We start from the raw sequence: 21186 nt of genomic DNA, 5'->3' as shown, positions 1-21186 counted from the left end.
TGTGGAATAACTCGTGACCTCGCGATTGGAACGTTTAGCACAAATAGATGCGCGGCTTAAGCAATTGCGCCAAGAAAGAGATTTGTTGATAAGTGAGCGCAATCAAATCTTAGCTCAACAAGAGGCAGAACTAGCTAAACACTTTAATCAACATGCATCGCCAGATGCGAAAGTTAATTTATTCCTCTCATATTTTAAAGGCCGACAGGATATTTACCCGTTTCGATGGGAATCACAAAATGGAAGAAGTGGCTATTCACCAGCGTGCTGGAACGAGTGGAAGCCTAAGCTATGTAACAAGCCAAAAATTAGCTGTACAGAGTGTTCAAATCAAAAATTCAAGCCATATGACACTCATGCCATTTTTGAACACCTTAAAGGTAATCAAACTATTGGTATTTATCCACTACTTGAAAATAACAAGACTTATATATTAGCGACTGACTTTGACAAAGAAGACTGGATGGAGTCGGTAGGCGCATTTTCTGAGGCCTGTGACCATTTTCAAATTCCTCATATTATTGAGCGGTCTCGTAGTGGTAATGGTGGGCATGTCTGGATCTTCTTTACTCAAGCCGTAGAAGCAGTAAAAGCTAGAAAACTTGGTAATGGATTGTTGGGTAAAGCAATGGAGATGTATCCCGCATTATCTTTTAGTTGCTTTGATAGATTATTTCCCAATCAAGATATTATGCCAGAAGGTGGTTTTGGCAATCTGATCGCTTTACCTTTACAGCACGCACCTAGAAAGCAAAGTAATAGTGTATTTATTGACCGTGCTGGAACTGAATATAAAGACCAATGGGCTAAGTTGGCATCAATAGGTAAGGTTAATCCAGCAGACCTTGAGGAATTAATCACTAAATTCACTGTTTTTGACGATACTAGCAATGACGAAATTGTTAGTTCGCCATGGAAGAAAATTAATCGAGTAAACGATGAACTCATAGCAAATTGTCCGTCTGAGCTTACTATTGTTATTGCCGATCAGATTTATATTCCAATTGATAAGCTCCCTGGCAAACTAACATCTCGCTTAAAGCAGCTAGCTGTATTTTCTAATCCTGAATTTTATAAACGACAAGCGCTAAGACTCGCTACTATAGGTATACCCAGATATATTTGCGCCGCCCATATTGAAGGTAAATTTTTGATGTTGCCACGAGGCTGTTTAGTCGACGCCGTTTCTACCTTAGAAAAGCAAAATATTACAGTCAATGAAGATGATAAACGTTATTCCGGTGACGAGCTTTGTAAAATTAGGTTTACTGGCAAGCTGAAAAGTCAGCAAAATAAAGCGGTAAATGCTTTATTAGATTCAACGGTAGGGATTTTAGAAGCCTCTACTGGTTTTGGTAAAACGGTTACCGCATTAGCTTTAATTGCTAAACGAAAAGTTAACACTTTGGTGTTGGTTCATAATCGTCAATTGGCTGAACAATGGTTAGAACGTATAAATGTCTTTCTGAAAAATGTAGAATCTGGTTCGTTATTAGGTGGTAAAGAGAAGCTTACCTACCAGTTGGACGTGGCCACTTATCAAAGTTTAGTAAGTCGAAATGGCTTAGATATCAAGCCATATATAGAAAAGTATGGGCAGATCATCGTAGATGAATGTCATCACCTTCCAGCATCAAATTATGAGAGCCTGATTAAATCGAGTCATGCTAAATTTATTCACGGTTTTACTGCAACACCTAAGAGGCAAGACGGCTTAGAAAAATTGATGATGTTTCAGTTAGGAGGCATTGTATTTAAGGGCGTTAAGTCTTCTGCCTCGTTTGAGCAGCACGTGACGGTTACTGAAACGAAAACCAGTTTTCCAGAAGACTGGTTACTTCCTGATACCAAGCCTCATATTTCACAGGTATACAAGCATTTAGTTCAATGTGCTGAACGTAACAAGCGCATTGTTGCGGACATAGCACATAATGTTGAGCAGGGAAGAGCTGTGATGGTATTAACTGAAAGAAAGGAACATATTGATACCTTATCAACCATGCTGACAGAAGAGGGCTTATCTGTTGTTGAATTACATGGCGGGATATCGACCAAGCAACGGCAAGAGCGTATAGCGATGCTGGACGCTAACAAAGATCTCACTAACAGCAAACAAGTTATTTTAGCGACAGGGAAGTATGTTGGCGAAGGTTTTGATATGCCTTATTTGGATACGTTGTTTATAACGTTACCTATTGCGTGGAAAGGGATCCTTGCGCAGTATGCTGGTCGTGTTCAACGAGAGTGGAGTAATAAAAGTTCTGTGCAAGTATTTGACTATCTGGATGACTTTCCGACGCTGAAACGCATGTTTACTAAGCGAGTGAAAGGCTATAAAGCTTTGGGCTATGAATTTACTCACCGAGACAACCCAACGGGCTAATTCTTTGAAATCGCACAAATCTTCAATAATACAAGCACCACATCTTGGTTTACGTGCTGTACACACATATCGGCCATGTAAGATAAACCAGACCATGTTGCCGGTTTAAACCTATTAAATCTCGGTCTTTTCTTTAAACTCACACAAGTCTTCAATAATACATGAGCCACATCTTGGTTTGCGGGCGACACAGGTGTAGCGGCCATGCAATATCAACCAATGGTGAACGTCGACTTTAAATTCAGCAGGTACGACTTTTAATAGTTTTTCTTCCACTAAATCGACGTTTTTGCCCATGGCAAATTTAGTGCGGTTAGAAACGCGGAAAATGTGCGTATCGACAGCAATCGTCGGCCAGCCAAAGTATAAGGATACTAGAAAAAGTATACTGTTCTAGTAACTAATTTTGCTGACTTAGTTGGTGTTTATCTTGTAGGGAGCTATGAATAGGAAATGGTTATGTCGCTTCTGAGCACAAAACGGACATTGACTGTTTTTCTAAATCGTAACGAGAGTTATCAAAGCAGATGTTCACCTATTTATTTACACTTTATACGCGAGATAAAAGGGGGCTGGCTCTAGAGCGGTCAGTTTTATGGGGGATTTTTAGATAGGAGTACATGTGTTAAAAGTGTCACCCGCACTTTACTTATTCTCCCTTAATACTTTTGTTTAGATTAGACAAAATCCCACAGTCTTTAATCTTTCGGTTCGATGTACAAGAGTTTGCCATTTGGATTAGGCTTTCTCTCAATGCATTGAGTTCAGAAATTTTGACCGTAATCTGTTGTAAATGCTCGTCAATAATGGCATTTACAGAATCACAACTTTGCTCTGGCTTTTCTTTACTTTCAAGTAGGAAATTAATTTCTTGAATCGACATATCGTGTGCGCGGCACTGTTTAATGAAAATTAATCGATCAACAGTTGTTTGATTATACAATCGATAGTTGCCTTCTGAACGCTCTGGTTTAGGTAGTAGCTTTTTACGTTCATAGAATCGTATTGTCTGAATACTACAACCCGTTAACTCTGCAATTTCGCCTATTTTCATATTAAGTTATATTTTTTATTGACCCTATACCAAGTATAGACTTTATAGTTTAAGTATTAAATACGTGCGAGGTGTGTTTTATGAGCGGTTGTGGTTGCGAAGTTGAATTAAAAGATGCACAACAAAAGTATGTGCTTTATTGGCTACTCGGCATCAATGCAATTATGTTCATCGTTGAGATAACTGTAGGTCTTTATGCCAATTCGACAGCGTTAATAGCAGATTCAATGGATATGCTTGCTGATGCAATTGTCTATGGCATTGCTCTTTATGCAGTAAGTAGAACATTAAAACATAAAGCCAATGCTGCTCTTATTAGTGGCTATTTTCAGCTGACGCTAGGTTTATTGATTATCTTTGACATAGCAAGAAGAATACTTGGAGAAGGTGAACCACACTCTTGGTTTATGATCGGCTTTGGTTTTATCGCATTAATAGCGAATGTCATTTGTTTAGTTTTAATAAGAAGGCATAACAATGGTGAAGTGCATATGCGTGCAAGCTGGATATTTTCAGCCAATGATGTGATCGCAAATATAGGTGTTATTGCTGCTGGTGTTCTAGTGATGTTACTTGATTCGCGTTGGCCTGATATTGTAATTGGTAGTGTCATTGCCATCTTAATTTTAAGAGGCGCTTATCTAATTATTACTGATGCGAAGAAGGAACTTAGCAATGTTGAATCGACAAGCGAAAGTAGTGGCTGTAGCGGAAGTAAATCAAAGTCATGTTCTTGATGGAGAGTGGTAATGAGTGTCAATTATTTGGAAAAAACACAAATATTAGATTTTGATGACCACAATATCCAATCATTGATAGCTGAGCGTAATTGGCAAGCCTTGGATGATTACAGCAAAATCGGTGAAGCTTACACATTTGTTAAAGACGAGATTCAATTCGGTTATAACCGTAGTGATGATATAGCCGCAAGTGAAGTTTTGGCTGATGGCTATGGGCAGTGTAATACCAAGGGAAACTTGTTGATGGCTCTATTACGGGCACTTGGTATTCAATGCCGATTTCATGGTTTTACGATTGATCAACAACTTCAAAAAGGCGCTATTCCAGCTTATGTGTTTTGGCTGGCACCTAAGTATATTATCCATAGTTGGGTTGAAGTATTCTTTAATGGTGAGTGGATTAATTTAGAAGGCTTTATTCTTGATGAAGCCTACTTAATTGCTATTCAATCCAAATTCAGTCAAACAAAAGAGAGTTTCTGTGGCTATGGTATTGCTGTTACCTGCTTAGCAAAGCCAGAGACTGAATGGACAGGAACAAATACTTATATCCAAAAAGAAGGCATACACGACGATTTTGGCATTTATGAATCACCAGATGAATTCTATTCTGAGCGAGGAACCAATCTAACTGGGATTAAACGTTGGGCGTACCAAAACTTTATCCGTCATATCATCAATTGGAACGTACAAAGGCTTAGAGGAAAAAATGTAAGCGCCGAGGCTCAACATGCATAGCCACTCTCACGGTCATAATCACTCTCATCATGATGAAGGCGCTTCAAAAAGGATTGGCTGGGCTTTTTTTCTAAACTTAATATTTACCATTGTTGAGTTTATAGGTGGATGGTTAACCAATAGTACAGCGATTATGGCAGATGCTATCCATGATTTAGGGGATAGTATTTCCATAGGCACGTCATGGGTTTTAAATAAGCTGAGTAACAAACCTGCCTCTAACCGATTTTCATACGGCTACAAGAGGTTTTCCCTACTTGGCGCCCTGATTAATGGTTTAGTGCTCACTGTTGGTTCCATATTTATATTAATCGAGGCCATACCAAGACTAGTCAACCCTGAAATGCCGCAAGTCGAGGGAATGCTTTTATTGGCAATTTTTGGCATGGTGGTAAATGGTTACGCTGCGCATAAGCTAAGTCACGGAAAAACACTCAATGAACGAGTGTTAAACTGGCACTTGCTTGAAGATGTATTAGGTTGGGTCGCTATATTTGTTGTTTCGATAATCCTAATGTTTGTTGACTGGCCGATACTTGATCCCATTTTGTCGATCTGTTTCACACTTTTTATATTGTTTAATGTACTTAGGGCATTGAAATCGACTCTTATGCTGTTTTTGCAAGCTACGCCAGATATTGAGCTTATTGAAAGCATAAAATCAAGAATGTTATCAAAAGACATTGTGGGTGAAGTGCATCACCTGCATATTTGGTCATTAGATGGTGAAAATAATGTTTTAACCGCTCATATTGTTTTAAATACAGAAATATCAAATGAAGAGCTGAAAGCGTACAAACTTGAATTATTGAATGAACTAGAAGAGTTTGATTTTGCTCATACTACAATTGAAATTGAGTTGCTAGATGAGCAATGTCGTGACGCCGGCCAATAGGTAATGGTAGCATTAGCCTAACTTAGCGATAATTATAACGAAATGAATATTAACCGATACCCTGCATACATCATGATCATGCTGATATTACTTCAGTCATTTTCTGCTGTGGCTAAACTTGCGGATATTCATATTTTTGATTCTGAACACATAAAAACCGAGCATATTCACGCTTTAGATGACCATCGTTATTCTGAACAATTGACACAAACAGCAGAGAATGACCAACACAACCATGCTGATTGCCACCATTGTGGTCACTGTAATGGTTCACATGTACAATTTGCCACACACATCTACATTAGTAAAAACTTGGATTTCAAAATAAATCATGTCTTTGATTACTTAAAGGTAGTCATTGAAGCCCCACTATCTAGATTACTCCGCCCTCCCAAAATTAGTCCTTTTATTTAATTGGCGCGATAGGCAATCAACCTTCGCTCGTTTCATAAAAAATAAACAGGACAAAGTATGAATTGGTCTTATTTTAAGGCTGCCGCGTTTACTTGGAAGAAAGTAAAACGGTTGCTTATGTTGTCATTTTTGGTGACAACCAATAACGTATTTGCAAATGACTTATCCGTTGAATTAGTTTCATTATCAGATGCAATACAACGCACATTTGTAAATAACCCACAATTAACGGCTTTTGAATATAAACAACAGCGCTTAGAAGGCGAGTTAGCTACCGCAGGATTAAAACCTGAATATAACGTTAATGTTGAATTGGAAAACTTTGCCGGTACTGGCGATGTATCTGGATTCAATCAAGCTGAATTAACCTTATCGATATCTTCAGTTGTAGAGTTAGGTGATAAGGTAGACAGCAGAAAATTTTATGTTAATACCCAAAAGCAAGCTGTTGCTGTTGCAAAAAGAATACAAACTCTCGATATTTTGGGTGAAGTAACAACCAGATATATCGACGTTTTGACCTTGCAGCAAGTCATGCTTGTTAATGAAAATGCTGAAAAGCTAGCACAAGAAACCTATCAAACTGTCTCGAAAAAAGCCCGTATTGGTTCAGTTCCAACATCAGAGCTTCGACGTGCTGAAGCTTCTCTCGCAACAGCTAAGTTAAAAACGCTAACCATATCAAAGCAGTTAGAGGCCAGTATTCGTAAGTTAGCTATAATGTGGGGAGAGCAATCACCGCAATTCTCTCGTGTTTCAGGCGATTTATTTACATTTCCCAACACAATATCGCTCGAATATATCATGGCTCAACTTTCTCAAAGCCCTCATATATTGGCTTATGCAGAGCAGTCGAGAATTCAGCAAGCTCAATTGCAATCAATCAGTACCCGAAACCAAGCTAATATAACGTGGAGCGCAGGTGTAAAAAGACTTGAAGGTAGCAATGACACCGCGTTAGTTGCAGGGTTTAGTGTCCCTCTATTTACGAGTGAGAGAAACAGAGGTAATTATCAATCTCAAAAAGCAAAACTTGATGAAGTTGAGCAGAAAAAGAAAGCAAGTGAACGAGCAATATACAGCCAATTAGCGACTTTGTATGCGGCTCAGGAAGAGGCCCGCCTAACGGTTGAAACCTTACAAACTAATATTATTCCTCCGCAAGAAAGCGCTTTATCATTAGTTCAAAAAGCCTATTCGGATGGGCGCTATAGTTATTTGGAATTAGTTTCAGTGCAAAAAGAGCTTATTGATATGCAATACGCACTTATTTTTGCGGCAAGTAAAGTACACAAGCAAAGTGCGGCTATTGAGGCGCTCTCAGGCATTCCTTTAATTTCTTCCGGTAATACAGTAAGCCAGCTTTCTAGCTTTAGCGAGAATTAATCATGAAAACGATCAAAACATTAAAATTACCAGTCAGCCTTTTTAAATTGATTCTTGTTGTTGTGATTGGTTTTACCACCATTACTACTTGGGCCAGTGAGCCCCATGAGCATGGGAAAAATAACAAACAGCACGAGGAACATGACCACGATCATAAAGACGGCCACGAGCATGAAGAACATCATAGTCACCAAGGTGGAGATGAAAAACATGGAGGCGACCACACGGATGAGTTTGTATCCATGTCTGCTGAAGTGGCGAAACAAAATGGTATAGAAACCACCATTGTTACCAAAGGAGTTATTCGTGATGAAGAAATTGTATACGGAAAAATCGTTGCCGACCCAGCCTCAGTTGCTCACGTTAACGCGAGGTTTCCTGGTGTTATTAAGGAAATAAAAGCCAATATCGGTGATGAAGTTAAAAAAGGTGAAACGTTGGTAGTGATTGAATCCAATGAGAGCTTAAATCAATATTCGATAAAAGCACCAATGTCTGGGCGTATAGTCGCTAGGCAAGCCAATATTGGCGAACTTACAAATGGTGAAAACTTGCTGACAATAGCCAACTTTGACGTGGTTTGGGCACAACTATCAGTATTTCCTACTCAGCTAAGTAAAGTTAACGCAAACCAGCAGGTGCTAATCCAAAGCACTGAATTTAATCAAAGTGCGCACATTAGCTATTTAACGCCATCTCTAAACAATAAGCCGTATTCCTTGGCATTGGTACGGTTGGACAACAAAACAAATCTTTGGCCAATTGGTGCCGCAATTAAAGGGGCGGTTACAACAAATCAACACTCTGCTCCAATTGTTGTACCAAAAGAAGCTATTCAAGAGTTTGAAGGCAATGATGTTGTTTTTATCAAAGAGGGCAATGAATTCCGCCCTAGCGCGGTCAAGACCGGCGCTTCAGACGCTATCAACATCGCTATCATTGACGGTTTGAATATCGGCGATAGTGTGGTTGTAAAGAACAGTTATCTGCTAGTTGCTGATCTAAAAAAATCGGAGGCTGGACATGATCACTAATCTCCGCGCTTTTTCTCCACTTCATAATGGCTTCAGTATTATCGAGGTGAAAATATGATCGCTTGGATACTAGAATTATCTATCCGTAGACGCGGAACTATGTTGCTAGTGGCGTTGTTTATCATCGCTTTAGGGATGTGGAATTATCAAAAGCTACCTATTGATGCCGTGCCAGATATTACCAATGTACAGGTACAAATAAACACGCAGGCTCAAGGTTATTCACCTTTAGAAACAGAGCAACGGATCACGTTTATCGTCGAAACGGGCTTGGCGGGTTTGCCTAAACTGGATTATACCCGTTCACTTTCTCGATATGGTCTGTCGCAAGTGACGGTTGTGTTCGAAGAAGGCACAGATCTGTATTTTGCCAGAAACTTAATCAATGAGCGGCTTAGCGCAATTAAGGAACAACTACCATTAGGCATTGAACCAGAAATGGGGCCAATTGCAACGGGCCTCGGTGAAATATACATGTACAGTATCACTGCTGAGAAAAGTGCCAAGCAGAATAATGGCTTACCTTATGATGCGATGGCGTTAAGGGAAATCCATGACTGGGTAGTAAAACCGCAACTTGCATTGGTTAAAGGGATCACAGAAATCAATGCAATAGGTGGCTATAAAAAGCAATATCACATTAATCCTGACCCGTTAAAGATGTTGCACTTTGGTATTACTAGTGAAGCGCTATCAAATGCCGTAATGCGAAATAATGTAAATCAAGGAGCTGGATTCATAGAAAGAAGCGGACAGCAAATCCTTGTTCGTTCACAAGGTCAATTGCAAACTATTCAAGACATCCAAAATGTCATTATTAAAAGCGATGACGGCACTCTTGTAAAAGTAAAAGATGTCGCCGAAGTTGCGATAGGAAAAGAGCTAAGAACAGGTGCAGCATCACAGGAAGGCAAAGAAAGTGTGATAGGCACAGCAATGATGCTGGTAGGCGAAAATTCACGCTCGGTAGCATTAGCTGTAGGTGAAAAGCTTAGGGAAATTCAAAATAGCTTACCTCAAGGAGTGTCTATAGTTCCCTTATATGACAGGACAACTCTGGTTGATAAAGCAATTAGCACCGTACAGAAAAACCTCATTGAAGGCGCATTGCTGGTTATCTTCGTATTGTTTCTATTACTCGGTAATATTCGAGCCGCTTTAATTACCGCTGCTGTCATTCCACTGGCAATGTTGGCAACAATCACAGGAATGGTTCAAAGCAAAGTCTCTGCGAATTTAATGAGTTTGGGAGCCTTGGATTTTGGGTTAATTGTCGATGGAGCGGTAATTATCGTTGAGAACTGCATTAGGCGCTTAGCAGAAAGCCAAAAACGAAATGGTGCAGTTATTTCCTTAAAAGAGCGGCTAGATATTGTATACGCTGCAAGCAATGAGGTAATACGACCTAGTGTTTTTGGCGTTTTGATTATAACAATTGTTTATGTACCCTTGTTTACCTTATCGGGTGTCGAGGGAAAAATGTTTCACCCGATGGCCGCGACTGTGATCATCGCTCTATTGTCTGCAATGGTATTTACCTTTACGCTCGTCCCCGCTGCGGTTGCCTTATTCTTGAAAGGCAAAATCAGTGAAAAAGAAAGTCCGATAATTGTCGGTGCTAAGTCAGTATATCGTCCGGTTTTAAAGTGGGCTTTAAAACTGCGTTGGTTAGTCGTTAGTGGTGCAGCTTTACTTGTGACATTTAGCATCTTTCTTGGTACTAAATTAGGCTCAGAGTTTGTTCCTCAACTTAATGAAGGAGACATTGCATTGCACGCGATGCGTATCCCAGGAACTGGTATTGAGCAAGCTGTAGAAATGCAGAAGATACTTGAACAAAAGATTATGGAATATGACGAAGTTGTTACGGTGTTCTCAAAAACAGGCACGGCAGAGGTGGCTACTGATGCAATGCCGCCAAATGTTACTGATACCTTTGTAATATTAAAACCTAGAGAGCAATGGCCAGAACCCAACTCTACAAAAGCGGACTTTGTTGAAAGGTTAGAAAAAGATTTAAGCTCAGTTCCTGGTAATAATTATGAGTTTACACAACCTATTCAGATGCGATTTAACGAATTAATTAGTGGGGTAAGGGCTGATTTAGGGATAAAACTTTACGGTGACGACCTATCCCAACTCGTCAAATCTGCAAAAGAAATTTTAACTGCACTCAATACCATCTCAGGTGTCGCAGATGCAAGGCTTGAACAAGTTGATGACGTGCCTATTTTTACTGTGAATCCCAAACCTGAAGCATTAGCTCTATATGGGTTAGATATAAGCGACTTACAATATTGGTTAAAAACAGTAGTGTCAGGTGAAGGCACAGGGCTAATATTCGAAGGTGATCGTCGATTTGAAATTGTAGTTAGATATCCAGAACTGTTGCGTACTAACCTTGATCAGCTAGGTAATTTACCAATCGCGACTGATAGTGGTGAGTTTGTACCAGTAAATGAAGTTGCAGAGCTAAATTATACGACAGTTCCTAGTCAAATCAGCCGAGAAAATGGTAAGCGACGGATCGTAGTCACAGCCAATGTTCGAAACCGAGATCTAGGCTCGTTTGTCATCGAGGCCCAACAAAAAATTAAGCAGAATGTTAGTTTACCCGCTGGTTATTGGCTTGAATACGGCGGAACATTTGAACAACTGGAGAGTGCAACCCGAAGGTTAACCATCGTAGTTCCTGCCACATTGTTTGTTATTTTGACACTGCTCGTTATAGCGTTTAGTTCAATAAAAGATGCGCTGATCATATTTAGTGGTGTGCCTTTAGCGCTTACAGGCGGCGTGTTAGCTTTGTGGTTAAGAGACATGCCTCTTTCAATTTCTGCTGCTGTTGGGTTCATCGCCCTTTCAGGTATCGCTGTATTAAATGGACTGGTAATGCTGTCTTTCATTAAACAGCGATTGATTGAAACCGGAGAATTAATCAATTCAATTATCGAAGGCGCAACGATAAGGCTCCGTCCTGTGTTAATGACGGCACTCGTTGCTAGTTTAGGATTCATTCCTATGGCGTTAAATGTGGGAACTGGTGCCGAAGTTCAGCGTCCACTGGCAACGGTAGTAATTGGAGGGATCATTTCCTCAACTTTACTTACCCTAGTTGTATTGCCTGTTCTTTATAGAATTGTTTATCGAAAATTCGGAACTTAATCTCTAGATAAAGGCTTCTCTTATGTAAATCCGAGAAGCCTTTTTAACAAAGTACACGTAGATTAGAGTTTTGTGTTTATCTTCACGCTGATGCTTTGAAAACCGATTAGAACAAAATCGATCTAGCAACTTCGCCTGAAAAAATAGAGCTTTTTTCTACATTATTCGGATTTGGTTGAATGTCCATTTTCAAAGCAGATGTTAAATTATTAATTAGTATTGAATGGCTCAAGATGGCCCATGTGCGACTGTAAGATTGCAGAGGCTATCTATTTATACAAGATCAAAGCCGCTAATCAGTTCACCACTATACTTATCTAGCCTAATTGTTCTGACAAGCCCATTATGAAATTTAAAAGTAAGATCGACATAGTTGTTTTGGTTGTTTCGTAGCAGCTTTTCCTTCGCTCGTTCAATGGCTGCTGCAACACCTTTTTTATTTATTGTTCGATCATTGCCGAGAATAATAAATTTGAATGTATCCTTAATTAATAACCTCAATTGTCTTCGTTCTTCATTGGATTGATATTCGAGGTTTTTTGTTTTTTCTTTCCATTGTTCTACAACACTTTGTGTCGCTGAAGAATCAAGTTTTTGTAGTTCTGTTTGGGTATTACTTATTAACTCAGACTTTACGTTTAGATCATTTTCGAGGCTATGTAACTTCTCAGCTAAACTCGCCGAGCGTGTTTTCATCGATGCTTCTATTAGGTAATCAATATTAGCTTTAATTTCATCTTGCTCTGCTTTTAACTGATCAATTTTTTCAATCAAAGGCTTTTGTACATCTGATTGATTTAGCACTTTTACCAAGTTGACGGTATCTGAACAATAAGTAACAACTGCTTTTTCGATTGCATCAAGTTGAAAAGTTTCTTTGCAATTACAGTTATTGTTTCTACTTGCTTCAACACAACCATATCTCTTGTGGCTTTTAGGAACTTTTTCTGCCTTTTTTTGCCGATAAGTTATGTGACTTTTAACTGACTTTCCACACCCTCCACACTTGAAAACGTCGATACCAGAAAGTATGCCAACAAATTTTTGGCGATGCTTAGTAGTTCCTCTTGACGAGGAATTGTTTACTAAATTATTAAACTCAGAAATTGTAATAAGAGAGGGGTAATAGCCTTTTAAGCAGAAGTCTTGCCCATCGACGTTGACGTTGTTTTCACCAATTAGAGTACGTCGTTTAACCTCCTTATAAACGTTTGCTCCAGTGTGGTGAACCGTTCCGGAACCAAATTCACTGTTTATTATTTCTGCTATTTTTAAACCTCCATGGCCTTCATTAAATAGCTGGATTTTCCGCAACATAATAGCTTTTTCTCTGGGCTCAAAAATAAATTCCTTTTTTACTTCACACCACTTTACCCATTTTGGGGCTTTACCACACTTAACTCTAAAGCCTCGCTTACCATCTTGCCAATCCTTACATTGTGCTAGAAGCTTAGACAGAACTCGTTTGGATTTAATATCACTTTCTTCATGTGCTCGGATCATTATCAAGATTATATAGATTAGATCCATCGGGTTATTAGCTATCGTTTCCCTGTCATACTCTTTGCCATCAATTGCCGTAATAACCGTAATACCAGCATTAATTATTTGAGTCACAATAGCTTGGCTTTCTACTGGTGCTGCTCTGGATATCCTATCCAGAGATTCAATTACCAGAACTGATTTTGGAGGAATATTTCCGTTTTTAACGGCATCAAGAAACAATCCTAAACCTCCTTTTGTCACATTGGTTTTGTGGTATGCGCTTAAACCAAGATCTTTAATAGTAAGATTTTCCTCCAGTTTCATACCTTTCTTCTTGGCTATCTCTGTGGCGTACTTTAGTTGCCGGTCTAATGATTGGCCTTTCTGTTGTTCAATGGTAGAGAACCTAATATAACTTATGAGAACAGGGCTATTTAGCTGTTCAAAGTTAGCATTTTGTCTAAGGGCTGAGGAATTTGTCGTGTCGACAATATGTGAGTTCTGAGTATTCATCGTGACTTCTAATTATTCTTGAGTCAAAAAGACATTAATAATTTAAAAACGAAAGGCAAGTCTTAAAACTTGCCATTTAGTAATGTTATGGTCGGAATGTTCCTTCTGATATTGGTCTAGCTTCACAGAATATTTGAGCTACAACTTCGTCGGTTATCGCAGTAAATATCTGTGTTATTAGGTCTTTACCTTCGTTTAATACTTCACCATTTTTTGATACCAAGGTTAGTGTCGTACCTGGCGGTAAAGATAAAGAATCGTTGTTTGCTTTAATCACTGTTTGATCGTTCATTAGATACAGCCCTCCGTTTGCTGTGGCCTTTTACAGACTTCGAATGATTCAATTGGTTTTGGATGTGCTAAATGTAGTTGCATTGATGCCTCGTTATTTTTTTTGTTGAAACTGTGTGTATTTAATCTGAAAAAAACGTTGCTTGAATTTTCGAATTTGGCTAAATTATTCTGCAAAAATATTGTTATTTAACATGACCGAATCCACTTATTTGATTGCAAAAACAGCCTGTAAAAAGTGCGGTGGGGTATGGCGTTATAAAGATCGCAGCTGCGTTGGGTGTAAAAAAAGGCGAAGTTCTGAGCAATATACTGAGAAATTAAATGAGCAAGGCAAAACTAGAGCAGTCAAGGTATGGTCTAATGCATTTAAGGCTGGTGATATTTATTATCAATCAAATCAGTCGTGTAAATCATGCGGGAAGACATTGCGCTACGTATCATCTCGTGAATGTGTTGCTTGTAGTTTAGAGAGTAGTTCCCAAAGGTGGGAAAGTACCCGTAGCCTTATTAAAGCACCTTCTAGAGCTATATTATTTCAACAAATGCAAGAAGCTGAAAATAAAGAAGAATGGTTAAAACGCAGCTTGAATTCATTTCCTAGACAAGCGTTGATGATTGAAAAAATATATAAAAATCAGGGTAGTAAAGAGTGGTTAAGGCATTATAACAAACAAAAAACATATTATGATTTTGAGTATTCAGAGTTTTATAAAAGGTACGAAGTAGCCAAGACTTTATATGATAGAGCGCCACATCAGCCTTTGTACAAAAAACGATTAAAAATAGCAGAATATCTGCTTAGTAAACTTACATATTTTCACTCGCACGAAAAATTCCCTTCAAAGTTTGATGTCTTTGACCCTGAAATAGATAGTCCAGAAACAATGCTTGAAGAAATATGTGACTATGAAAATGCACTAAAAAAAGCTGGCTGTATATAGATTCAATTGGTGTATTACTGCGAAGTATTAATTTGAGACTTTCAACTTGTGTTTGAAAAGCGTAACAATATTTCGCCTTCTATGACGTTATTTAATATTGAATTAATAGAAGGAAATGGAAATGAATAAAAACGTAACAGGATTACAAGTGATCGACTTTGTTAATCAATTGTCAAATGCATTTTTCGAAGCAGAAAGAGAAATACACGGGCTTAATCTACAGCGAGATAATTATGATTTTAATGATGTTTGGCTACGAGTCTTAGACAAGCAGTTTAAATATTATACCGAATCGGAAGTCTTAATGTTCAAGCAAGTAGCAGAAGTTTTAATTTCAGCGCTATGCGAATTTAATTCAACAGGTGAACAAACATACGAGCAGATGATAAATGAGTCGATAATGTTGGCTCGTAAGGACAAGCAATTACAGCTTGGCTTTTAGCTAAAAGGGGATAATTACCGCGCTCTGAACTTTGTTAGCTCCGAGGTCAATAAACTTGGAGTTAACAATGAAAGACACACAATCTAATCCGTATATTCGTCAATACCAACGTAAATCTAAGTCCCCTTGGGATGATGCTTCAACTATTTTGCTACTAGCAGATGTCGTAGATGATGAACTCTCGTTTGAGCGCTACATCTACTTACACCGCGATAGCTTAGGCAGAATACTTGGCATTAGCATCAGTAAACGATTGCTTGATGATAATCCAGATCTAGATTCACGTTATCTTGATGATGTTGAGATGTACGCCGTGTTATTGATGTACATTGATGAAATTAGTCTGTTCTGTGAGCGTTTTGCAGAGGAGTTTGAAGCGATATTCGGGTTAGATCCTAGCGGATATTTTGAGGCAGCAGAACTGCGCTGGTACAGTATCATCCGCGATATTTAAACTTAAGCGAGCTGTAATGGCTCGCTTTTCTACACTGTTTTTATTTCTTTTATCTTTGTGTTTTTTCTCTATTGAAATTTCGCCTCAAGCGCAGCTATATATAATTGACATAAGATTTATAAATAAGGCCTCAGGCTCAAATCAGCTTTCTCAAAATGCCACTGCAAAATTCCTAGATTTTGCGACGTGACTAGAACACCTAATGGGTTTCAGCTTACTTTTTGATGTTTAGAGAGTGAGTGAGAAGAGTGTGACTAGGAGAAGCACTCGATGGATACTTTCGAAAGTGTAAAGTGTCGATCAACTGAATGGCAGAGCATAAGTGAAAGCGGACTTCGGTCCGTTTTTGCTTACTTGATTCTGAAAAGTTTAATCCAAGTGCGCTTAGGTATTAATGATATCGCTGCAACTGTAGATGCTAGTATCAAAACCGTAACAAACAATGCTATTGTAAAAGCGGTCATCATCATATTCTCCAATCAATGCTATTTTAACTTTAATTAAACTGTAGTGTTGTGTCTAGTCTTCGTATACTTAATGTCGTTTCTTGTTTTTCATAAATAAAAAGTAGTTGCTTTCCTTTCCCTATGATGTGTATCATATGTTCATCGCTCATTCAGCGAATGACTGCCGAGAGGTAGCTTCATAAAAAATATATGCTATAAAATATCTAGCTATATTAAAAAATCAATTAAGCAATATTTAACTTAGTTAATTTCTTACTGCCGAACAGGCAGCCTTACTAGTTGTGACGACAACTAACCCTAAATTTTTAGGGAGCCTTTACTGCCGAATAGGCAGATAAAAATGCAGAATGAGTAACCTATCAAGAAGCCATCGTAACTGATGGCTTTTTTGTTTTCTATCCTTCAATATTTTAAACGTTCGTCGCTAGGCTTATATGTTGATTTATGCATGAAAATGCCAGCCCCCATATACCACCCTAATTATAAAATAATCGATTGATTTCATGGCAGTATTTTGTGCGAAAGATAATTGCACGTCTCAGCAGTTCAGCATCATCTTTACTAAGCGATGGCTGCTTGGTTTTCTTATCAATACGACGCTGCATTTCATCAAAAAGTTGCTCATGCAATCGCTTAATATCGTCAAAAATTTGAGTTGACTGAGAAAACAGAAATATCTTTTGATAGTAGCCTTGGTTCAGCCCATGAAGCCATTTCAACAAGATCGATGAGCGGCTTTGTTTAGTCTTAAATGAATGCTCTATTTCTATTGCTGCAACAGTGCCGTTGCTTTCTAAAACAAGTCCGTCAACATGCCGAGTCTCATTACTTTTAACGAGCTGCTTAAATTCTTTTTCAGTGACAATACCTTGCCAACCTTCATCATACTTATTTGCTAGCATTAAGACATACGTACAAATGCTATCGTGCATCACATTATTTGCATTGAATTGTAATGCTGGATTTCGTTTACTGCGAAAGTTCACTTGCTTCGTCATTAATGACTGTGCGTATTGTGCACCGGCATAAGTTAAGACATATACTCGACCATCGTTCGATCGATGTGTTTTCACCATTGTTAGTAATTCGTCTTTGACGAGCTTGTTTAAGTGCTCTAGTGCTTGATGACGTGAGATGTCATAAAGCCATGAGATGACGGTTGGCGTAATATGACCAACTCGCTCTACAACTTTCACTGTTGTTTCTCTTCGGTATTTGCCGGTTTGATTGTTGTTCACGCCGACTCGTATACACATATCGATACTAGAAAACTGCTTAACAGCGTGTGCTATTAGGCCGTCTTGTGTATTTAGTTTAGGGTTTGGTTTAGTATGTTGATTGGTATTCACAATGTATGACTCTTTTGTTTATTTAATCTGAGTCATTAACTAGCTTCAATGCATGCGAAAAATCGCAACTTGTACACAGATTCATAGCAAGGTCGTTCAATTAACACCAAGGAACAAATGTCGCAACGATTGTTGCAACACAAAACGCACTTCGAGCCGATAGCTTCGTTGTTTCACAACTCAACTATGTGCTTTAAATGCTCGCCTGCTCTGATGTTGCGCTGCAACGAGCAGACTTGACGCATCTTCGACGCTAGCATTTAAATCACGCGTGACGTTACGAGCGATGCTCTGCACTAGAGCCTAATTTCGCAGCATTAGACGATGCATAACTTCGTTATTGTTTGCATCTTTCTATGCTTAGCGTTTTCTTACGAAAACGACGATGTTCAAATTTGTTTTTTAGCAAAAACGCATTCGAATTTCGCTTAAGCGAAACTAAATTAGGCTCTAGTACAGACCAGCTGTACGTCACGCTTTGCTTCGTTCAATTCTTACTTCGTAAGTCTTTCTCTACGCGCTTTGTTGGTTGATTTCATCAACGCTTTTTATTGCCTTTTTCTTATCAGAAAAACGCGATGCATTTGCAATGAAAACACACCGAATAATGCTTGCTAAAAACGTGCACAAAACACAATAAGTTTTTTGTTGTAGTTAATTAATTTGGCAATATAAGTGCATCAGTTGCGTTAATTACAAGTGTGGCCACACGTTAACAACAACTGGCGAGTGACGAGCCGCCTAGCTCCGTACTCCCAAATTAAAGGCTCGTCACGTAAAACGAACCCCGAAGTTTAACCCGTAAAAAATTAAAAAGAGGTAATGAACAATGAACTGGATTTAGCAACGCAAAGAAAAAATGAAATGTGAATCGTGTTAGGGAAGCACGTTAAAAGGAGCTATTTCTCAAAAAGTGCTGCGATGAAACCTTCATCGACGGCGCTTTTTCATACCTTGAAAACAGGGCTGAGTTTCAAACTGTTTGTTGCTGAGCTTCGCAGTCAAACAAGTTTGTTTTTTATCATGAAATCGTTAGCTTTTCTAGTGCATGAATTCGCAATATTAATCCAAGAGAAGGTGCTCTATGAATCGTCATTTATTTTCTGATAGTTGCTTAGTCGACTTTATAAAACTTCAAAATAACTCTTTAACTTCGGCAGACATTACCGCTCATACAGTCGAACCGCTAGTTGAAATTACTATACCGTCAATCAACCCCAGTACAGGGTTACATGTTATAGAAAATACGCAAATTGACGTGGGAGGCAATGTTGTTGGTTGCCCAGATATGACATCCTCTGATGACTTGATAAATAATGGAGTGTGCGGTGTAAGTCATGAAATTGAAAGCAGCTATTGTACCGATCCTTTCGAGCAAGATTGCTTTGGGAATGACACATTTGATTCAATGAGTTTTGATGGCTTTGACAGCTGTAGTTTTGGTAATTCGTTTGATGATTTTTAGCTGTGCATCTGTTTAATAAGTCGTTAACGAGTAGTGAACTTAATATCTGCATTTTAATAGTCGCAATGTTATTGGTTGGTACGCCAGTTTATTTCTATTTTGAAACGAACCGACTTGGTTACTTTGTGTTGCTTTCTATCATGTGTATTAAGTTAATTTTCAATATTGCACAGATAGAAGTCTTGCTGAAGTATCAAAAGAAAATATGGGTACGTCAGCTATTAGCAATTATGCTATTTCGATTTATTTAATTGGTTTGTTATTACTTTGATGAGTTAATTTATTCAACTTCTTATCTATTGCTTCTCCAATAATTCCCCTTCTCAGGAGCTAGTTAATGCTGACAAGGTCATATATAAGGAATAAATAAGATGTTAATCAACGAGCCAACACTAAAATCAGCCAAACTTCAAAAACTTGCAGATGTCATTAACTATATTGGGTATGTATTTTTTCCAAACTTAATTGGACAATTAGCTTTTGGATATGAATTAACTCCAGCATTCCCAGTTTCTGAAGGGGAGCTAATACTAATAGTGCTGACATGTTTACTGATTGAGCCTGTATTGGCTTTTTACGAAAAGTTAAAAGAAGTGAAGTAACTTACTAAGCGTTCAGCAATGAGCGCTTTTTTATTGTGCGATCGGCTTAAATTAAATCGTTGGCTTTTCTTGAGTTAAAATCTCAATGCCTTCTTTTGGATCAACTTCCAACACTTTACACAACTGAACGAATTCAAGTACATCAAGCTTGCGCTCTAGGCGCTCAGTCTTTGATAAAAGGGTGTGATTCGGCCAGCCCATCGCTTCAGACACAGCAGTTTGGTCCATTTTTTTGAACTTTCTCTCTGCTGTTAGCCAGCCAATAAGCTTGCGATAATCTGGGTGATGTATTGTTTTCATGCTTGCATGAGCTTACCCTTCTCATTAATATGTTCCAAAAAAGTACATATGTACGCTTTTAATGGTTAAATAGATTAAAAACACAATCAAAAACTACAGGAATAAAAAATGAAGAAGTTAGGAAAGCTACTTGTTGCAACCTCAATATTCACTCTATTAGCTGGCTGTAAATCGACTCCAGAATCGACGGTGATTAACTTACAACCAACTAACACAACTAAAACACTGACATTTAAAAAGCTAGATGGTGATGCGGCGAACGTTGTAACTCTTAATAGCGTTAAGCAAGCCGTCGTGCAGCATGTTAAAGCGACATCTGGTTTTGCTCATTGTGATACGTCTCCACGAGAGTGTAATAAGAAGCAGAACAAAGGCTTCGAGGGCGTATATAATAAGTGGGGGCGTAAAGTCTATATCAATGAGAACCAAATCTCGTTGAAATACTTCAATACTGAGTACACATACAACCGAGGCTCATCAAGCCCATTTGGTGGCTCAACATCTGAGTACACATCAACAATTGATACGGCTTTTCCGTATACTATTAGCGAAACAGCCGATGCTTTTACTGTAACCATTAAATCACCGGCCAACGCAACGACAAACAAAGTAAGAAACCCTATCTTTTTACCTGTTGGCTTACCGTTAAAAACTAGTCGCGTACAAGAATTGGTAAATGATGTATTAGAGCTAGATACGGCTGAAACAATTCCCATTACTCACTATGTTAAAAAATCAGGCGAGTTTAACGTTGAATATGCTCCGGAGTCTGTAAAAGCAAACTATGTACGTGAATATGGCGACTTAGGTTGGAATAAAGCGAGTGCAGGTTTTCTTAAATCTGGTCGAGAAAATGTAACAAGTAATGGCCAAAGCGGTAACTTTGAGCTGAAAATCCACCTTTACCGTGGCAATTCAAAAGTAGAATTTGATATTAAGCAACAGATCAAGGTGCTTAATAACGGCACGGTTCAATACGACAATGGTGCATTCACCAAACAAATAGCAGAGAAACTAGAGCAAGTAGCCAAGAGTTAAAACAACACCTGTTTATGTCCTGGCAGC

19 protein-coding genes and 2 pseudogenes are annotated in these 21186 nt (G+C 38.5%); 14 read left to right on the top strand and 7 right to left on the bottom strand.

The features are described 5' to 3' along the window. The first annotated feature begins 13 nt into the window (after nt 1-13). Nucleotides 14-2383, top strand: a complete 2370-nt coding sequence (locus tag C2869_RS16370) for a TOTE conflict system archaeo-eukaryotic primase domain-containing protein (RefSeq protein ID WP_108603968.1) — start codon at nt 14-16, stop codon at nt 2381-2383. Between the two features lie 12 nt (nt 2384-2395). Here the strand turns inward: C2869_RS16370 and C2869_RS16365 are convergent. The 3 genes and pseudogenes from C2869_RS16365 to cadR form a co-directional block, all read right to left on the bottom strand. Then, nucleotides 2396-2479: pseudogene (locus C2869_RS16365) on the bottom strand (endonuclease III); the annotation flags it as partial. Nucleotides 2480-2497: 18 nt separating this feature from the next. Then, a pseudogene (locus C2869_RS16360) lies at nt 2498-2746 on the bottom strand (endonuclease III); the annotation flags it as partial. Between the two features lie 286 nt (nt 2747-3032). Beyond that, a complete protein-coding gene (cadR, locus tag C2869_RS16355) occupies nt 3033-3437 on the bottom strand; it encodes a Cd(II)/Pb(II)-responsive transcriptional regulator (protein ID WP_108603966.1) in 405 nt (134 codons plus the stop codon). 80 nt (nt 3438-3517) lie between these two features. Between cadR and C2869_RS16350 the strand changes: the two genes are divergently transcribed. The 7 genes from C2869_RS16350 to C2869_RS16320 all read left to right on the top strand — a co-directional run bounded on the left by C2869_RS16350 (nt 3518) and on the right by C2869_RS16320 (nt 11809). Further along, complete coding sequence (locus C2869_RS16350; RefSeq protein WP_108603965.1) at nt 3518-4174, top strand: cation transporter; 657 nt, start codon at nt 3518-3520, stop codon at nt 4172-4174. A gap of 12 nt (nt 4175-4186) precedes the next feature. Further along, nucleotides 4187-4915 carry a transglutaminase-like domain-containing protein gene (locus tag C2869_RS16345; RefSeq protein ID WP_108603964.1) on the top strand — a complete coding sequence of 243 codons (729 nt, stop codon included), beginning with the start codon at nt 4187-4189 and terminating at the stop codon, nt 4913-4915. Further along, on the top strand, nt 4908-5810 hold the full coding sequence (locus C2869_RS16340; protein ID WP_108603963.1) for a cation diffusion facilitator family transporter: 903 nt from the start codon (nt 4908-4910) through the stop codon (nt 5808-5810). Before C2869_RS16345 ends, C2869_RS16340 begins: the two co-directional genes overlap by 8 nt. A gap of 78 nt (nt 5811-5888) precedes the next feature. Next, the gene (locus C2869_RS16335) at nt 5889-6224 is read left to right on the top strand and encodes a hypothetical protein (RefSeq protein WP_329604274.1); all 336 of its coding nucleotides are present in this window, start codon (nt 5889-5891) and stop codon (nt 6222-6224) included. 57 nt (nt 6225-6281) lie between these two features. Then, nucleotides 6282-7610 carry a TolC family protein gene (locus tag C2869_RS16330; protein ID WP_108603961.1) on the top strand — a complete coding sequence of 443 codons (1329 nt, stop codon included), beginning with the start codon at nt 6282-6284 and terminating at the stop codon, nt 7608-7610. Nucleotides 7611-7612: 2 nt separating this feature from the next. After that, nucleotides 7613-8644 (top strand): efflux RND transporter periplasmic adaptor subunit, encoded by a 1032-nt coding sequence (locus tag C2869_RS16325; protein ID WP_108603960.1) that lies wholly within the window; start codon nt 7613-7615, stop codon nt 8642-8644. Nucleotides 8645-8698: 54 nt separating this feature from the next. Then, the gene (locus C2869_RS16320; RefSeq protein ID WP_108603959.1) at nt 8699-11809 is read left to right on the top strand and encodes an efflux RND transporter permease subunit; all 3111 of its coding nucleotides are present in this window, start codon (nt 8699-8701) and stop codon (nt 11807-11809) included. A gap of 273 nt (nt 11810-12082) precedes the next feature. On the opposite strand, the gene C2869_RS16315 is transcribed toward C2869_RS16320, so the two are convergent. Both C2869_RS16315 and C2869_RS16310 read right to left on the bottom strand, forming a co-directional pair. Then, entirely contained in the window at nt 12083-13807 is a 1725-nt protein-coding gene (locus C2869_RS16315; RefSeq protein ID WP_108603958.1) for a recombinase family protein, read from the bottom strand. Nucleotides 13808-13892: 85 nt separating this feature from the next. Then, nucleotides 13893-14099, bottom strand: coding sequence for a hypothetical protein (locus tag C2869_RS16310; RefSeq protein ID WP_108603957.1), 207 nt, complete (start codon nt 14097-14099; stop codon nt 13893-13895). A 193-nt stretch (nt 14100-14292) separates the two neighbouring features. On the opposite strand from C2869_RS16310, the gene C2869_RS16305 reads away from it, so the two are divergent. The 3 genes from C2869_RS16305 (at nt 14293) to C2869_RS16295 (ending at nt 15938) form a co-directional block, all read left to right on the top strand. After that, nucleotides 14293-15042 (top strand): hypothetical protein, encoded by a 750-nt coding sequence (locus C2869_RS16305; RefSeq protein ID WP_108603956.1) that lies wholly within the window; start codon nt 14293-14295, stop codon nt 15040-15042. Between the two features lie 121 nt (nt 15043-15163). Beyond that, nucleotides 15164-15484: a hypothetical protein gene (locus C2869_RS16300; RefSeq protein ID WP_108603955.1), complete on the top strand. Its 321-nt coding sequence runs from the start codon at nt 15164-15166 to the stop codon at nt 15482-15484. Nucleotides 15485-15551: 67 nt separating this feature from the next. Beyond that, entirely contained in the window at nt 15552-15938 is a 387-nt protein-coding gene (locus C2869_RS16295) for a hypothetical protein (RefSeq protein ID WP_108603954.1), read from the top strand. Nucleotides 15939-16881: 943 nt separating this feature from the next. Here C2869_RS16295 and C2869_RS16285 read toward each other — a convergent pair. Further along, nucleotides 16882-17754, bottom strand: coding sequence for a hypothetical protein (locus tag C2869_RS16285; RefSeq protein ID WP_108603952.1), 873 nt, complete (start codon nt 17752-17754; stop codon nt 16882-16884). A gap of 1084 nt (nt 17755-18838) precedes the next feature. Between C2869_RS16285 and C2869_RS16280 the strand changes: the two genes are divergently transcribed. After that, nucleotides 18839-19219, top strand: coding sequence for a hypothetical protein (locus C2869_RS16280; RefSeq protein WP_108603951.1), 381 nt, complete (start codon nt 18839-18841; stop codon nt 19217-19219). A gap of 371 nt (nt 19220-19590) precedes the next feature. Beyond that, the gene (locus C2869_RS16270) at nt 19591-19821 is read left to right on the top strand and encodes a hypothetical protein (RefSeq protein WP_108603949.1); all 231 of its coding nucleotides are present in this window, start codon (nt 19591-19593) and stop codon (nt 19819-19821) included. Nucleotides 19822-19872: 51 nt separating this feature from the next. Here C2869_RS16270 and C2869_RS16265 read toward each other — a convergent pair whose 3' ends face one another. Next, the gene (locus C2869_RS16265) at nt 19873-20121 is read right to left on the bottom strand and encodes a helix-turn-helix domain-containing protein (protein WP_108603948.1); all 249 of its coding nucleotides are present in this window, start codon (nt 20119-20121) and stop codon (nt 19873-19875) included. 108 nt (nt 20122-20229) lie between these two features. On the opposite strand from C2869_RS16265, the gene C2869_RS16260 reads away from it, so the two are divergent. Further along, complete coding sequence (locus C2869_RS16260) at nt 20230-21159, top strand: hypothetical protein (protein ID WP_108603947.1); 930 nt, start codon at nt 20230-20232, stop codon at nt 21157-21159. Nucleotides 21160-21186: the final 27 nt, after the last annotated feature.

It is taken from the genome of Saccharobesus litoralis, assembly GCF_003063625.1.
GTDB classification, from domain to species: Bacteria; Pseudomonadota; Gammaproteobacteria; order Enterobacterales; family Alteromonadaceae; genus Saccharobesus; species Saccharobesus litoralis.
Note: the sequence above shows the minus strand (reverse complement) of the source record. Positions and strands in the feature narration are given on the sequence as shown.

What these genes read in the sequence shown, in the direction of transcription:
- cadR (WP_108603966.1), bottom strand. Translation starts at nt 3,437, where the DNA reads ATGAAAATAGGCGAAATTGCAGAGTTAACGGGTTGTAGTATTCAGACA.
- C2869_RS16350 (WP_108603965.1), top strand. Translation starts at nt 3,518, where the DNA reads ATGAGCGGTTGTGGTTGCGAAGTTGAATTAAAAGATGCACAACAAAAG.
- C2869_RS16345 (WP_108603964.1), top strand. Translation starts at nt 4,187, where the DNA reads ATGAGTGTCAATTATTTGGAAAAAACACAAATATTAGATTTTGATGAC.
- C2869_RS16340 (WP_108603963.1), top strand. Translation starts at nt 4,908, where the DNA reads ATGCATAGCCACTCTCACGGTCATAATCACTCTCATCATGATGAAGGC.
- C2869_RS16335 (WP_329604274.1), top strand. Translation starts at nt 5,889, where the DNA reads ATGCTGATATTACTTCAGTCATTTTCTGCTGTGGCTAAACTTGCGGAT.
- C2869_RS16330 (WP_108603961.1), top strand. Translation starts at nt 6,282, where the DNA reads ATGAATTGGTCTTATTTTAAGGCTGCCGCGTTTACTTGGAAGAAAGTA.
- C2869_RS16325 (WP_108603960.1), top strand. Translation starts at nt 7,613, where the DNA reads ATGAAAACGATCAAAACATTAAAATTACCAGTCAGCCTTTTTAAATTG.
- C2869_RS16320 (WP_108603959.1), top strand. Translation starts at nt 8,699, where the DNA reads ATGATCGCTTGGATACTAGAATTATCTATCCGTAGACGCGGAACTATG.
- C2869_RS16315 (WP_108603958.1), bottom strand. Translation starts at nt 13,807, where the DNA reads ATGAATACTCAGAACTCACATATTGTCGACACGACAAATTCCTCAGCC.
- C2869_RS16310 (WP_108603957.1), bottom strand. Translation starts at nt 14,099, where the DNA reads ATGAACGATCAAACAGTGATTAAAGCAAACAACGATTCTTTATCTTTA.
- C2869_RS16305 (WP_108603956.1), top strand. Translation starts at nt 14,293, where the DNA reads ATGACCGAATCCACTTATTTGATTGCAAAAACAGCCTGTAAAAAGTGC.
- C2869_RS16300 (WP_108603955.1), top strand. Translation starts at nt 15,164, where the DNA reads ATGAATAAAAACGTAACAGGATTACAAGTGATCGACTTTGTTAATCAA.
- C2869_RS16295 (WP_108603954.1), top strand. Translation starts at nt 15,552, where the DNA reads ATGAAAGACACACAATCTAATCCGTATATTCGTCAATACCAACGTAAA.
- C2869_RS16280 (WP_108603951.1), top strand. Translation starts at nt 18,839, where the DNA reads ATGAATCGTCATTTATTTTCTGATAGTTGCTTAGTCGACTTTATAAAA.
- C2869_RS16270 (WP_108603949.1), top strand. Translation starts at nt 19,591, where the DNA reads ATGTTAATCAACGAGCCAACACTAAAATCAGCCAAACTTCAAAAACTT.
- C2869_RS16265 (WP_108603948.1), bottom strand. Translation starts at nt 20,121, where the DNA reads ATGAAAACAATACATCACCCAGATTATCGCAAGCTTATTGGCTGGCTA.
- C2869_RS16260 (WP_108603947.1), top strand. Translation starts at nt 20,230, where the DNA reads ATGAAGAAGTTAGGAAAGCTACTTGTTGCAACCTCAATATTCACTCTA.